General features: G+C 44.0%; 10 protein-coding genes. 3 read left to right on the top strand and 7 right to left on the bottom strand.

Translation table 11 applies throughout. From position 1 onward, the window contains the following. Positions 1 to 23 precede the first annotated feature (23 nt). The 3 genes from uvrA to NYE68_RS18785 all read right to left on the bottom strand — a co-directional run bounded on the left by uvrA (position 24) and on the right by NYE68_RS18785 (position 5,302). Positions 24 to 2,897, bottom strand: a complete 2,874-nt coding sequence (uvrA, locus tag NYE68_RS18775) for an excinuclease ABC subunit UvrA (protein ID WP_324636362.1) — start codon at positions 2,895 to 2,897, stop codon at positions 24 to 26. Positions 2,898 to 2,904: 7 nt separating this feature from the next. Further along, positions 2,905 to 4,890 (bottom strand): excinuclease ABC subunit UvrB, encoded by a 1,986-nt coding sequence (gene uvrB, locus NYE68_RS18780; protein WP_003151439.1) that lies wholly within the window; start codon positions 4,888 to 4,890, stop codon positions 2,905 to 2,907. A gap of 175 nt (positions 4,891 to 5,065) precedes the next feature. Then, the gene (locus NYE68_RS18785) at positions 5,066 to 5,302 is read right to left on the bottom strand and encodes a CsbA family protein (protein WP_003151438.1); all 237 of its coding nucleotides are present in this window, start codon (positions 5,300 to 5,302) and stop codon (positions 5,066 to 5,068) included. Positions 5,303 to 5,603: 301 nt separating this feature from the next. On the opposite strand from NYE68_RS18785, the gene NYE68_RS18790 reads away from it, so the two are divergent. The 3 genes from NYE68_RS18790 (at position 5,604) to NYE68_RS18800 (ending at position 10,110) form a co-directional block, all read left to right on the top strand. Continuing rightward, the gene (locus NYE68_RS18790) at positions 5,604 to 8,105 is read left to right on the top strand and encodes a PEP/pyruvate-binding domain-containing protein (RefSeq protein ID WP_324636361.1); all 2,502 of its coding nucleotides are present in this window, start codon (positions 5,604 to 5,606) and stop codon (positions 8,103 to 8,105) included. 71 nt (positions 8,106 to 8,176) lie between these two features. Further along, positions 8,177 to 8,800, top strand: a complete 624-nt coding sequence (locus tag NYE68_RS18795; protein WP_015240677.1) for a TetR/AcrR family transcriptional regulator — start codon at positions 8,177 to 8,179, stop codon at positions 8,798 to 8,800. Continuing rightward, entirely contained in the window at positions 8,773 to 10,110 is a 1,338-nt protein-coding gene (locus tag NYE68_RS18800; RefSeq protein ID WP_015418317.1) for an MFS transporter, read from the top strand. The genes NYE68_RS18795 and NYE68_RS18800 overlap by 28 nt, the downstream gene beginning before the upstream one ends. Positions 10,111 to 10,814: 704 nt before the next feature. Here the strand turns inward: NYE68_RS18800 and NYE68_RS18805 are convergent. The 4 genes from NYE68_RS18805 to NYE68_RS18820 all read right to left on the bottom strand — a co-directional run bounded on the left by NYE68_RS18805 (position 10,815) and on the right by NYE68_RS18820 (position 15,583). Then, positions 10,815 to 11,540, bottom strand: a complete 726-nt coding sequence (locus NYE68_RS18805) for a thioesterase domain-containing protein (RefSeq protein WP_039253674.1) — start codon at positions 11,538 to 11,540, stop codon at positions 10,815 to 10,817. A 50-nt stretch (positions 11,541 to 11,590) separates the two neighbouring features. After that, positions 11,591 to 12,661: a DUF3810 domain-containing protein gene (locus NYE68_RS18810; RefSeq protein ID WP_342493984.1), complete on the bottom strand. Its 1,071-nt coding sequence runs from the start codon at positions 12,659 to 12,661 to the stop codon at positions 11,591 to 11,593. An 85-nt stretch (positions 12,662 to 12,746) separates the two neighbouring features. Next, a complete protein-coding gene (locus tag NYE68_RS18815; protein WP_015418319.1) occupies positions 12,747 to 13,808 on the bottom strand; it encodes a saccharopine dehydrogenase NADP-binding domain-containing protein in 1,062 nt (353 codons plus the stop codon). Between the two features lie 32 nt (positions 13,809 to 13,840). Beyond that, positions 13,841 to 15,583: an ABC transporter ATP-binding protein gene (locus NYE68_RS18820; RefSeq protein WP_015418320.1), complete on the bottom strand. Its 1,743-nt coding sequence runs from the start codon at positions 15,581 to 15,583 to the stop codon at positions 13,841 to 13,843. Between the last annotated feature and the right edge of the window lie 178 nt (positions 15,584 to 15,761).

The raw sequence follows: 15,761 nt of genomic DNA on the forward strand, positions 1-15,761 counted from the left end.
TTTGGGCTGTTTTTATTGATCTATTATGTGGCTGCCGTTTCTTTTTCAGCCAGCAATGTTTTCATCCGTTTTTTATCACGTTCCATTACCGGTTTCAGATAGCGGCCCGTATATGATTCTTTCACTTCGACAACTTCTTCAGGCGTCCCGGAGGCTACGATCGTGCCGCCGCCCGCTCCGCCTTCAGGTCCCAGGTCTACGATGTAGTCCGCCGTTTTAATGATGTCGAGATTGTGTTCAATGACCAAAACGGTATCACCGTTATCGACGAGTCTTTGAAGCACAACCAAGAGCCTTGCGATATCATCAACGTGGAGGCCTGTCGTCGGTTCGTCCAAAATATACAGCGTCCGGCCGGTGGAACGCTTATGCAGTTCGGAAGCGAGCTTGACGCGCTGCGCTTCTCCGCCTGACAGCGTCGTCGCCGGCTGGCCGAGCGTCACATACCCGAGTCCGACATCGGCAAGCGTTTGAAGCTTGCGTTTGATTTTTGGGATATTTTCAAAGAAAGACAGAGCATCTTCCACCGTCATATCCAAAACGTCAGAAATGCTTTTTCCTTTGTATGTGACCTCCAGCGTCTCCCGGTTGTAACGTTTGCCGTGGCACACTTCACACGGGACGTACACGTCAGGAAGGAAATGCATCTCAATTTTGATGATGCCGTCGCCGCGGCAGGCCTCACAGCGCCCGCCTTTTACATTAAAACTGAACCGGCCTTTTTTATAGCCGCGCACCTTTGCTTCATTTGTCTGCGCGAATACATCGCGGATATCATCAAACACACCCGTGTAAGTTGCCGGATTTGATCTCGGTGTCCGGCCGATCGGCGCCTGGTCGATGTCGATCACCTTATCAAGGTGGTCGAGGCCTTTGATTTCTTTATGGCTTCCCGGTTTCGCTTTGGCTTTATGAAGCTTTTGCGCAAGCGCCTTATGCAGAATTTCATTCACAAGCGTGCTTTTTCCGGAACCGGACACACCTGTCACCGCCGTAAAAGTGCCGAGCGGGAATTTGGCGTTCGCTTTTTTCAGGTTGTTTTCTGAAGCGCCTTTGATTTCAATGAACCGGCCGTCAGGCTTTCTTCTCTCCGGAGGCATCGGGATGAATTGAGCCCCTGACAAATAGCGTCCGGTCAGAGAGTCCGCATCATTCATCACTTCTTCAGGCGTCCCCGCCGATATGACGCGGCCGCCGTGAATGCCGGCGCCCGGACCGATATCTATCAAATAATCGGCAGCCATCATCGTATCCTCATCATGCTCAACGACAATCAGTGTGTTGCCGAGATCCCTCATGTTTTTCAGCGCGCTGATCAGACGGTCATTGTCACGCTGGTGAAGGCCGATGGACGGCTCATCAAGAATGTACAGGACGCCTGACAAACGGGAGCCGATCTGCGTCGCAAGCCTGATGCGCTGCGCTTCTCCGCCTGACAGCGTGCCCGCCGCCCGGCTCAGCGTCAGATAATCAAGACCGACTTTATCTAAGAAGCTGAGCCGCTCCACAATCTCTCTTAAAATTAAATCGGCAATCTGCATATCTTTCTTAGACAGCGTCAGGTTTTTGAAAAATTCAAGCGCGTCGCCGACGGAAAGCTCCGTAATGGTTCCGATATGACGCCCGTTGACCAAAACGGCAAGCGCTTCTTTCTTCAGCCGGTAGCCTTTGCACGTCGGGCACGATTTCTGTGACATGTACTGCTCCATCTGTTCACGGATATAATCGGAGCTTGTCTCTTTATACCGTCTCTCAATATTGCGCAGCACACCTTCAAATTCAATTTCATTTTCGCGCACTTGTCCGAAATCATTCTCGTATTTAAAGTAAATCCGTTCATTGCCGCTGCCGTACAGCACTTTATCAAGCTGATGCTTCGGCAGGTCTTTGACCGGAGTCTCCATATCAATGCCGTAATGGCGGCAGACCGCCTGAAGCAGCTGCGGATAATATTGTGAACTGATCGGCGTCCACGGCGCGATGGCGTGTTCCTTTAATGACAGCTCGGGATTGGGGATGACGAGCTCAGGATCCACTTCCAGCTTCAAGCCGAGACCGTCGCAAGTCGGACAGGCGCCGAACGGGCTGTTAAACGAAAACAGCCGGGGTTCAAGCTCCCCGATAGAAAAACCGCACAGCGGACAAGCGTGATGCTCGCTGAACATCAGCTCCTCCTGACCGATGACATCTATCATGACACGGCCTTCCCCTAAACGGAGCGCGGTTTCCAGCGAGTCGGAAAGCCGGGCGGCAACGCCTTCCTTGACAACGATCCGGTCAATGACTACTTCAATGGAATGCTTTTTGTTTTTTTCAAGTTCAATATCGTCAGAAAGCTCGGCCATTTCTCCGTCAATCCGCACCCTTACGTAACCTTGCTTTCTGATTTGGTCAAGCACTTTGACATGGGCGCCTTTTCTGCCTGAAATGATCGGCGCAAGCACTTGAAGCTTCGTCCGCTCCGGATATTCAAGAATCCGGTCAACCATCTGTTCAATCGTTTGCGACGTAATTTCAATGCCGTGCTCCGGGCAGTGAGGCTTCCCGACTCTCGCGTACAGCAGCCGGAGATAATCATAAATCTCCGTTACCGTTCCGACGGTTGACCGCGGATTGCGGCTCGTCGTTTTCTGATCAATGCTGATCGCCGGAGAAAGCCCTTCGATCGCATCAACGTCCGGCTTATCCATCTGCCCTAAAAATTGGCGCGCATAGGCAGAAAGCGATTCAACATACCGCCTCTGTCCTTCCGCGTAAATGGTGTCAAAGGCAAGGGATGATTTTCCCGATCCGGACAGCCCCGTCACGACGACGAGCTGATCCCGCGGAATCGTTACATCAATGTTTTTTAAATTGTGCGCCCTTGCGCCTTTCACCTCGATCCGGTCAATTGCCATGTGTTCATCATCCTTCCGCTTTAAGCTCTAACAGTAAATCACGAAGCTCTGCCGCCCGCTCGAAATCAAGCGCTCTGGCCGCTTCTTTCATTTCGTGCTCCATTTGCTCAACGACTTTCTGGCGTTCTTTCTTCGTCATCTTCGCCAGTTTAGGCGCGGCTTTTGTTTTATATTCTTCTTTATCCTCAGCGGCCTGCGTCGCGCGGATCACATCGCGGATTTCCTTATTGATCGTTTGCGGCGTAATGCCGTGAATTTCGTTAAAGCGCTCCTGCTGTTCCCGGCGGCGCTTCGTTTCATTAATCGCGATTTCCATCGAATTTGTGATTTTATCGGCATACATGATGACGCGGCCTTCCGCGTTTCGTGCCGCCCGTCCGATCGTCTGAATTAGCGAACGTTCAGAACGGAGGAAGCCTTCTTTATCCGCATCGAGAATGGCGACAAGTGACACTTCCGGAATATCAAGCCCTTCCCTCAGCAGGTTGATGCCGATTAACACATCATGTTTTCCGAGGCGGAGGTCACGGATGATTTCAATCCGTTCAAGCGTCTTAATCTCGGAATGCAGATAATTGACCTTGATGCCGATTTCCTTGAGATAATCGGTCAGATCCTCTGACATTTTTTTCGTTAAAGTCGTCACGAGAACGCGTTCATTCCGTTCTATCCTCGCCTGAATCTCGCCGATCAGATCATCAATCTGTCCTTCGATCGGACGGACGTCAATGAGGGGATCGAGGAGTCCCGTCGGTCTGATGATCTGCTCGATCATTTCCGGCGTATGCTCAATTTCATACGGTCCCGGAGTCGCCGACACGTACACGATATTGTGCATGTGTTTCTCAAATTCCTCGAATCGGAGCGGACGGTTGTCAAGCGCTGACGGCAGGCGGAACCCGTGATCGACAAGCACCTGTTTTCTCGCCTGGTCACCGTTGAACATGCCGCGCACCTGCGGAATCGTCACATGTGATTCATCAACGACAATCATAAAATCGTCCGGAAAATAATCAAGCAGCGTATACGGCGTAGAGCCCGGCGGACGGAGTGTCAAATGTCTTGAATAGTTCTCGATCCCTGAGCAAAAACCCATTTCCCGCATCATTTCAAGATCATATCTCGTCCGCTGCTCAAGCCGCTGCGCTTCAAGGAGCTTGCCGTTTTCGTGCATGACTTTCAAGCGCTCCTCAAGCTCCTGTTCAATATTCAGAATCGCTTTTTCCATCTTTTCCGCCCGGGTGACGAAGTGGGAAGCCGGGAAAATCGCCACATGGTCACGGTCGCCGAGAATTTCTCCGGTCAAAGCGTCGACCTCTCTGATCCGCTCAATTTCATCTCCGAAAAATTCCACTCTGATACAATGTTCGTCACGGGAAGCCGGGAAGATTTCCACAACGTCTCCGCGCACGCGGAACGTCCCGCGCTGAAAGTCGATATCATTGCGGGCATACTGGATATCTACAAGCTTTCTCAGCAGCTCGTTCCGCTCAATCTCCATTTCCGGTCTGAGCGACACGACCATCTCCCGGTATTCTTCAGGTGAACCGAGACCGTATATGCATGACACACTCGCGATAATAATGACATCTCTCCGTTCAAACAGAGAGGATGTCGCGGAGTGTCTCAGTTTATCAATTTCATCATTAATGCTTGCGTCTTTCTCTATAAAAGTATCCGTTTGAGGCACGTACGCCTCCGGCTGATAGTAATCGTAATAGCTGACAAAATATTCGACAGCATTGTTCGGGAAAAACTCCTTAAACTCGCTGTACAGCTGTCCGGCAAGGGTTTTGTTATGGGCAATGACCAGTGTCGGTTTATTCACTTCTTTAATCAGATTGGACACGGTAAAGGTTTTGCCCGTCCCTGTCGCACCCAGGAGAGTCTGGTGTTTTCTGCCTTCCTGTATGCCTTTGACAAGCTTCTCAATCGCTTGCGGCTGATCTCCCTGGGGCTGATATTTCGAGACTAACTCAAAACGATCTTTCACAAAAAAGCCTCCGTTTCTTTACGAAATCTTCCTATTGATATAGTAACACAATGACGGGCAAAATCACTAAAAATACGAACTAAAGTTCGATGGTTTATTTTTACCAAGTCAATTTTTGTATAAAAAACCTGCTTTTATGGCGTAAAAGCAGGCATTCTATTTCATATTCACCATGTCAGGCATTGTCTTTCTTTTTGTCTGCTTCTTTTTTGGCCATGTACAGCCCTCCGGCCACCAGCGATACGACATCCAATCCAACGATAAAATACGTTTCGGTGTAACCCTTTAAATAGGATGCGAAAAGCAGTGCGGCTGTGAGAGCGATCGCCACATAGTGGTTAAACGTGACGCGCGTAAAAAGGACGACCAGCATAAAAGGGAAACATAATGCAAAAACGGCTTTTGTAATCACAAAAACCCTCCTCGGGAATTCTTCATCTCATCTGATTATAGTAAAAAATGAAGAATCGGACAATCGTTCCCCTGCTATCACAATACCCTTTTTCAGCAGTCTTCAATCATCTGTCAAAAAAAATGTGAATATAAATCCATTGAACCATTAACCAGATGAACCGAATTACCTTTCTTCAGCCGAAAGGATGAGAAGGTTTAGGTCTTTGTATCTTTGACAGTTTCTTCCTCCCTCTTTACAATGTAATGATAGTGTTTACTATCATTTTTCTTGGATGAAGAAAAAAAGGGGGTCATACCGCATGTATTCAGTGCGATTTCAAAAAGCGGAAGAATCGAGCCGCTCTGCAGGAGCAAAAGGAATGAACCTGATTAAACTGACGAAAAACGGGCTGCCCGTTCCCGGCGGTTTCATCATTCAGACGAATGCCCTGACACGTTTTATGGAAGACAACGGGCTTCAAGCAGATCAGGAACAGATGGAGCGCGCCATTATGAACGGCACGTTTTCAAAAGAGCTTCGGGAGGAACTGACCGCGTCGTTTTATGAATTGAGAGAATCATACGCCTCTGTCGCCGTACGTTCCTCCTCCGCGTCCGAAGATCTTGAAGGGGCTTCTTTCGCGGGCCAGTACGAAACCTATTTAAATATCAAAACAGAAGAAGAGTTTCTCGGAAAAGTGAAAGAATGCTGGGCTTCCTTCTTCTCGGCGCGGGTCAGCGGTTATAAAGAGAAAATGAACAATGACACCGCAGAACCGTTAATGGGCGTTGTCGTGCAAGGGCTTATCAATTCCGAGGTTTCAGGAGTCATTTTCAGCCGCAACCCCGTCACACATGATGACGGAGAGCTGATGATCAGCGCGAGCTACGGTCTCGGAGAAGCAATCGTCTCCGGCAGCGTGACGCCCGACACATTTATCGTCAATAAAGACACACTTCAGATTGAAAAAGAAATCGGCTTAAAAGAAATGTATATCGTTTCTAAAGACGAAGGCGTGACGGAAAAAGAGACGACCGCTGACATGAGAAACCGCTTCTGCCTTGATGACGAGAGCATCAAAGAGCTTGCCATGCTGACGATAAAGACGGAAGAACTGTACGGTTATCCCGTGGATCTCGAATTCGGATTTGCCGAAAATAAGCTGTATCTGCTTCAGGCCAGGCCGATTACAACGATCGCGCAGGATCAGAAAGCGGCAGACGAAGAACGGGAATTTATCATGACGCCCCGGGATCAGAAAGAGTTTTGGCTCAATATGGAGGCCAATATAGAAGGCCCTGTCAGCCCGTTATTCGCCTCACTCATTGTGCCGGCTTTGGAATACGGCCTCAAAGAGAGCACGAAGGCATTCCCTGTAATGGGCATCGAAATCGAGCGTGTCAAACTTCATCAGGGCCGTGTTTTTTCCAGACAGCATAAGACGGATGACAAGCTGCCCGCAGAACAGTTAGAAGCGCTTTTCCCCGTCTTGGCTGACCGCATGTACGATATTATTCAGGAAACCTTTCTGCCTTTTTATCAAAAGCTGGACGAACTGGCGCATACAGACCATACGCCGGAGACTGCCCTTAATGCGTTCCGAAACCTGCAAGACTTCTATTTAAAAGGATACGCAGAACATTTCAATATTGTCTTTCCGCAGGTTGCGTTAAACATGATACTGGAATCCATGTACGGACAGGTTGAGAAAGAAAACACATCCCTTCTGTACGAAATGCTGGCTGGCGTCATGAATAAGTCATTGGAGACCGACAGACAGCTCTGGCTGCTTTCCGGACAAGTAAAAGACAGCCCTGAGCTGCGGCGCGTCTTTACGGTTTCTCATGCCGATGAACTGCATCAGACGCTTCTGCAATCAAATGAGGGTAAACGCTTTCTCGAACAAGTCGGTGAATTTTTACAGGAATACGGCTGGAGATCCGTGAAAAGTCATGATCTGATTGAAGAAACTTGGGCGGAAAACCCTTATTTCGCTTTGGCCAACATTCAGAACTATGTCCGGAACGGATACGATTTTGACAGTGAGTTTCATAAAACGATAGAAAAACGAAAACAGCTCTACGCCGACTTTATGGATAGAATTGAAGATGACGGCTTCCGGGAGACGTTTGACCGCTATTATCAGTGGACATTGTCTTCATCCGTCATCAAAGATGATCACCATTTTTATATTGATGCGATGCTGGACGCCAAAGCGCGCCTTTGCCTTCTGAAAATCGGCGAGCTGCTTCAAAAACAAGGCGTAGTCGATGATCGGGAGGATATGTGGTACTTATACAGCGATGAAGTCGAGAAAGCGCTCGTGTCGCCGGTTCCGATGCAGGAAAAAGCCGCTGAACGAAAACAGCTCTTCCAGCAATATCAATTGCTTGAAGCCCCCGCTTATCTCGGGACTCCGACTTCGGAACAGCTGAAAATAGCTGAACAGATTACCGGCTCCATCACAGAAGATGAAAAAAACACTGAACATCAAATTTACGGACTTGCGGCGTCAAGCGGAATCGCAAGCGGCCCTGTGAAAGTCATTCGTGACGCAAGTGAATTTTCCCGTTTTTCAACAGGAGACGTGCTTGTCTGCAAAATGACGACACCGCTGTGGACCAGTCTGTTCCAGGATGCAAAGGCCGTCATTACGGACACGGGCGGCATCCTGTCACATGCGGCGATCATCGCGAGGGAATACGGGCTCCCGGCCGTTCTCGGCACACGTGCCGCGACTGACAGGCTCAACGACGGAGATATCGTCACGGTGGACGGGACAAACGGCAAGATTACGATTGTCAAACGCGCTTCATGCTAGGTTTCCCTCTTTATTGACGGGCAGGGCGGGTGTATACTTGTCCTGCCAGTATTTACGCGAGGTGAAACACGTTGAGAACGACGAACAAGAGAATTATTGACGCCGCGATGAATCTGATCATCCAAAAAGGATACCGCGCAGCGACAACAAAAGAAATCGCAGAAAAAGCAAAAGTAAGCGAAGCAACGATTTTCCGTAATTTTAAAAACAAACAAGGATTAATGAAAGCCATGATTGAACAGCAGACGCCGGTTCCGGAAAGCATGATCACCAAGGCGGAAGGCGATTTGTATGAGGATCTTCTTCATTTCGCCGCGACCCTTCTTCAGCAATTGGAACAAAAAAAAGAAGTATTCCGCATCTGCCTGCGCGAACCGGAACTATTCGAAGACGTCCTGCAGGATATTGTCGTATATCCGCAATCCGTGAAAAAGCATTTAATCGTTTACTTTAAGGAGCTGACAAAGAAAAATATGATAAGCCCCGGCAGCGAAGAAGCTAATGCAGACGTCTTTATGACGATGATTTTCGGTTATTTTATACACCGGCTGCAGCTGGGGAAAAGAGTCATCACTCTCTCTGAGGAAACGATGCTGAAACACAGCACTGAGATTTTCATGAAAGGCATTACCGGCCGGTCATTTTCCGGCTCCAAGGAGGATGAAGGATGGGTTCAAAGAAAGAATGGGCGCTGATCGTTTCGCTTTTGCTGGGAGCCATACTCGTTCCCATCAATTCTACGATGATCGCAGTCGCCCTTTCATCCATTTCCCGCTCATTCAGCGAATCAATTGCCAGCATCACATGGGTAGTGACCGTGTATTTAATCGTGATGGCCGTGACACAGCCCATTGCCGGCAAACTCGGTGATATGTACGGAAACAAAAAAATGTATTTATGGGGCGTCGGCCTTTTTCTCATCGCATCATTGGGGTGCGCCCTCTCGCCAAGTCTTTTCTTATTGATTTTCTTCCGGGCGCTTCAGGCTGCCGGCGGCGCTTTGCTTACGCCAAACAGCATCGCCATCATCCGCCATGTCGTGTCTGAAAAACGGCTTCCGAAAGTATTCGGCTTTTTCGGCCTCGGTGCCGGGCTGGGCGCGGCTCTCGGTCCGTTTATCGGCTCTCTTTTAATTGAGAGCTTCAGCTGGCATTCGATCTTTTGGGTCAACATTCCGTTTCTTGCAATCGCACTCGTGACGGCATTAGTGATGTTTCCTAAATATAAAGAAGAAACGTCTGACGCTCCGCTTGATATCATCGGTTCCGTTTTGCTTGCCGGAAGCATTGTATCTATTATTCTTCTGACGAAAAATGAAAGCTCTTTGGGCTATTGGGTGTACGCACTGCTCATTCTCGTATTTGTTCCGCTATTTTTCAGGCGGGAGCTGCGCACGAAACATCCGATTATTGATTTTGATCTGTTTAAAAACACGACCTTTACGAGCGCCAATCTGTCGGTTCTGTTAAGCAATTTAATGATGTACGCCGTGTTATTGATTATGCCGCTCTTTATGACCGGCCACTTCAGCATGAACACGTCGCACAGCGGCATGGCGCTGTCAGTCTTTTCTGTTTTCATGTCCGCCAGCAACTGGGGCGGAGCTCAGCTGCATCAGAAATGGGGCGCGCGAAGAATGATTTTTCTGTCCTTCGGGCTGATGGCCGTAGCCAATCTCTTATTTTTTCTTTTGGTTTATTCCCATTCCGTTCCGTTTCTTATGGCATCGCTTATTGTCGGAGGCATCGCGTCAGGTGCGGGGCTGACGAGCATGCAGGTATCTTCTCTTGCGACGGTAGAACCGGGCATGTCCGGCATCGCATCCGGGATTTTCTCCACCTTCCGTTATTTCGGAAGCATTATTTCTTCAGCGCTGATCGGTTTAATCTCCGGGTTTCATATTCTGTTTATCATATTGATCGGAGTTTCTGTGATCGGCTTGTTCGTATCGCTTGGTATCAAGTCCGGGGAAACCGTTCAGACGAAAAAAAGCCATTCGGCATAACGAAAAAGGTTCCGTAAGCATCTGCTTTCCGGAACCTTTTCTAGTTTTCCTTCTTCATTTTCTCTCTCAAAGTGTCACCGCAATGCCGTTTGCTCTATGAGAATCTTTTGATTTACAAGAGAAAAGGGGAATGTAAATGGCTGAGAGTTCCGATCAAGTTCGGCGCTGACATCGTAATCCGGCCGTAAAAAAAAGCCCGGCCGCCGTGTTGTTAGCGGCACCAGGCTTTTTATATGTGATTTTTCATAATTAATAAAACTGAAAGCTTATTATTTCCAATGTTTTTTCTTAATTTTTTTCATAATTCTCCTTACTAAAACCTACCTAAAACAATTATTGAATATTACTTTTATAATTAAGCAAATTAAGTAACAATCATTGAAGGATTCTCAGACTGATAAAATTTATTTTAAATATAATATTTCAAAACACATTCAAACTGTACAAAGAAAAGAAAGTCTAAATTTTTATTTTTGTGAGATTCATCTATAGAAGCCACTGTTTTGATCCTCCTTCTAAAGTTGAGTCGCGTCACTTTAGTAGAATCATACCGTGGCTTCCCTTGTCAAAAGGCACAGTTCTTTTTTACACCAACTACTTGAGACTTTAACGTTTCTCTCATTTGAATTAATTCAAAATAGAATTAATGGGGGAGATTACCCCCGTATTTCCAGGCGATCCAGGTGGGTGGCCTGGTAAATATTTTAAGTCTCTGTATCTTTAACAATAGTATTTACAATATCATTAGGATACCGATTCAAAAAAAAATGTTCTCCTTTAAACTTATGAAATTTCACGTTTCCTTCAACAACTTCACTCCATTTATGCATTTCATTGATATGAGTCGAAAAATCGCTATCCGCATAAAAAACGCTTACTCCACAACTTATTTTTTCTGCTTTGGGCTGAAACTTATAATTGTCCAAAATTATAAAATCTGCTCGCAAAATCGGAAGAAACATATCCATAATCTCTTTTGTATAAAACTCCTCTGGTATTCCCCCATATTGTTCCACCTTTGTCAAGAAAGTTTCATTAGTCATATTTTCAATGTCTTCTCTCTTTTCAAAAATATGTGGAGCATCTCGCCCAGAAAAAAACAGATGCCTTGGTTCCTTAGTTCCCATTTGCTTAAGTTTATAATATATCTCATAAGTCAATAAGGCTCCCATGCTGTGTCCAAATATAACATATTCATCGTCATATTCTAATTGTTCACTTATTCTTTTGGCGATATCTTCACTTGCTTCACCAACAGACTGGTAACAAGGCTCTGTGAATCGAGTTCCTCTTCCAGCCAATTCACATATACACAATTCATATCTATCCGGCAGTAGTTTTTTCCATTCATAATATGCATTTACCGACGCTCCAGCATATGGAATAGGAAATACTTTTATTTTATTTATTTCACTCACTCCTATGTTCAACTTGAGCCCACTATCATTACTATATAAACCTATAAGTATTCAAGATACATTTAATTGTACTTCTCTATCTCTCGCTGCTCTGCCAGCAACAAATTCACCATATCACTATAGCTATTCATACCGTCTGTCTGATTATTTGCCTTCAGATATACATCATTTACATTTCTTGAAATACTTGAAATAACACCCTCATACTTATCCCGGTACTGCTCATTTTGTTCTATATCATGCTGCACCGCCTTGGACAGACTGGACATTATATCAGACGCCTGATCTGGATCCACTTTCTTTAGCTCAGATATAGAATAATCAAATGCTAGAAAAAAACCACTGTAAAGTATCATTGGATCATCCTGCTGCTTACATGCCAGATATGCTATAAAATTTGCCTCATCCTCATGCATGAAACCACTCTGATGTGCCAATTCATGTGCCATAGTAGCAGGCACCAAGAAAACGGGCACATTAACATTGATATTGGATTCATAAGTAAAAGGGACAAAGATACCATTTATCCCTGCATGCGACATTAGCTTTGACATCACAACTGGTTTTGGTGTTGAGTATAAAGAATGCTCCAAAATAGGATATTCCTTTGATAACATTTGCATCGAGAACACTGCGTGTTGTGCATAATAATCAAAAACCTCCGGTACTTGAGCCAAAAGATCAGTGTCCGCTAACTTTTCCCTTGCCAATCCCATTTCAACGGCAAGCGACTTACTCAATTTGACCAGTTCCTCCTTGCTGTAGTTCTCTTCTTTATATTCGGTATAAGACAAAAAAGAATATCTGTAATAGTTTATTCCACCCAAAATAGTATAACAAAAATATATCACGCTACAGATCGTAACTATTCCTAGAGCACCACGATAAACTACCATCCTACGTACATCTTTACTCATGATAACCTTGCGCACATAATAAACGATATAAAATAGAAAAAGTAACACAACCAACACGACGAGCCATTCACTAACAGAAAACTTGACCCAAGAAGGTACAAATCCTACTATTTTTGACAATAACGGATATACAGACCTACTGTATTTTTCCGCCCAATCCTGTTGGTTCTGCGCGTATATTGTCAGTATGTAAGCTATAACTCCAAGTGAAATCAACGGTAATCTCTTAAGTAAAAGCTTTTTTATAATGTACTCCCCCTATCCAATAAATATCAGATGTACGCCATGTAACCTAGTCATATCATTTCTTTATTTCAACATACTTTTCCTCATAAAAATCATGCTTATTAGAAAAAACATATTGATTCATAAAATCTATAGGAAGTACTTCATAAGCCCAGTAGGTACCATTAGGTCTATTACTTGAAATAACTTGTCGGGCGATTTCAGCAGCCACTGTACCCGTTAACTCTGAACTCGTTTCCATTTGTAAATTCAATCTGCACCTAACATCCTTTCCATTTTTCACTCCTGTAGCATCAATGACTAAAGCTATCCATTCCTCTTTAGGTTGCTCCTCTAAACGAATATCTAGTTTTTTCAGGGCTTCTTCAACCGAAGACTCAAGTTGCATTTGATAAAATTGCATTGCTAAACGAAAAATATTATCATTTGCTGCTATATTGTACCAGTGGAGTTCTTGTACCGAACTAACTTCCAGAATATCAATGATCTCTTGACTTAAATACGGTTTCTTATAGACAGGGACATCCACTTCAGGTACAAATTCTTTCTTCATCATATTTATATTTTCCGTTTTTACACAATGATCACTCCAATAAGAATCTGTTTTTCCAATTACACTATGGCCACTCATTAATATATCTGAGATAGAAGTTTTCGTATAATGTTCCGCACCACCAATATAACAATTCACATACTTCGTTTCGTCTAATAAATGATTTATTACTCGTTTTAATAGCAGACCTGTAATTCCAGGACAAAAACCAGCTCCTATGTAATTTACACCGTTAGCTTTAAGCTCTATTTGCTCCTGACTCAATAATAAAGCATTGGAAGCATCGACATATTTTGCTCCTACTTCCATAGCTGCCTGAGCAACTCTATCTTTAATTATAAATTCAGGCCCTGCACAATTAATGACAACCGTACAATCAGTACAGAACGCAATCAAGTTCTCCCAGTCAGAAACATCCAGTAATTGGTAGTTAAAATTATTAAGGTTCATTAATGCTGTAGGTTCACGCCGCTGTCCGCCCTTAACAATAAAGTCTTTACATAAGTTCTTACAGATGACTTCACCGATCATTCCGCCACACCCAACAACTGCGATTTGCTCCATCCGTACGACACCCCTTTCATCTTATACAAGATTTAAAATACAAGACTAGTTATACCTTTCTCTATTAAAAGATCATTATTATGTCTACTCAACATACTCAATGCATAAAATCTTTGTTTGGCTTCCATTAATTTATGATACGTGCCATGTTCTTCAATTTTCCCATTATTCAATAAGACAATTTCATCATATCCACTAAGAATTGATTCATCTAGCCTATGAGTAATGGAAATTCTCGTAATGCCCTGCATTTCACTTAACATACACTCAAGGTCACTAGCTGTTTGATTGTCCAACGCTGAAGTCGCCTCGTCCATAAGTAATATAGGTGATTTTCTCAGGAGTGCTCTTGCTATAGAAATTCTCTGTTTTTCCCCACCTGAAAAATGGATTCCATTTTCTCCACATAATACATCAAAGCCGCCTCTGTCATGAATCAATTTCTGTAACATACTCTTCTTTATTACTTGCTCAAACTCATCTGTGTTACATTCACGAAACAATTTAATATTTTGTTCAATCGTATCATCAAAGATAAAACAGTCCTGATGAATAAAACTAACGTTTTGGAAAATGGACTGATCACTTATTTTCTCAAGATCTACCCCGTCATACCTGATATTTCCTTCATACCCATCATAAAACCCAGTCAACATCTTTAATAAGGTTGTCTTTCCACTCCCACTTGTTCCTACAATGGCATAAGACTTTCCATATTCAAATTCAAAATTAATATCATCTAAAATTTTTTTCCCATCTACGCTTAACGAAAGCCCATTTAGAGAAATTTTATTACTGAATTTAGGGATATCAATTCTTTGAGTTTGATCCGTTTTTGCCTCTCCAATTTTATTGAAATTCATTAATAAAGCCCGACTGGCCTTCCTTTTGGTAAAACCGGTTATGAGTCTATTAATGGGAACTGTTACACAATTTAACAATTGAATAAAAGCCATAATCTCTCCTACTGTAATTTCTCCTTTCATTAGCTGCTGAGTACCCACAATAAATATGACTACAGCAACAAGAAAAGTTGAAATATCAGTAAGTGACATAATGAGTGACAACAGATTTTCGTATACCATTTTTGCTTTTTCCTGCTTGTTCGCCTTTGCCTTTGCCCTTTCAAAAATCTCCTTTTCGATGTTAAAGCTCTTAACAACCTGATTTCCAGACAATATATCTTTAATGAAAGATACATAATTTTTATTTTGCTCAGCCACTTCACCTTGTGCTTTTTGCATACGATTATTAAATATACTCGAAACTGCAAGTGGAATGATACAAGTGAGTAATATACTCAATGCAAGGAATGAATTAATGATAAACATCGCAAGCACTCCACCTACAAGCATAGCTAGCTGAACAAATATTTCCACGGTCCCTTTTATATAATCGTTTTGAATTATCGTTATATCATTTGACAATCGTGATATGTAGGTTCCATTACTCTCCTTGTTGAAACTTCTCATATCTAACCGCAAAATATTTTCAACAAGGGTATTTTTCAGGTTTAACGTTGCCCTTTTTGTATATAAATTTTTAACAGCATACCCCACATACATTCCCACTGCACCTAAAGGCAATAAAATAACGGAAACAGTAGTCACCTTAATGATATTGTCAATATCTTTATTAATAGAATAATCAATAAACTTTTGTAGTATAATTGCCAATGCAATAAACAGAATAGATGTCATGATACCAAGTAAGCAGGACAAAATAAATAAGCCTATATTCTTTTTGTATATGCTTTTTGAAATTTTTTCATTCATACTCTAAGCCCCCTTCTTGTTTCTAATTTCATTTAGAGCATGTCTAATTTACACTCCAATTGTTTATTGCTAGATCATGTGCATATTTCAGATATGTTGGGTGGGACCGCGAGCATATGCACATGATCTGGCATCATATGTCTTTTTATGACCCCTCCACCCGCATAGCGGGTGGTTT

Source organism: Bacillus sp. FSL R5-0447, from assembly GCF_038606125.1.
In the GTDB taxonomy this organism is placed as follows: domain Bacteria; phylum Bacillota; class Bacilli; order Bacillales; family Bacillaceae; genus Bacillus; species Bacillus velezensis.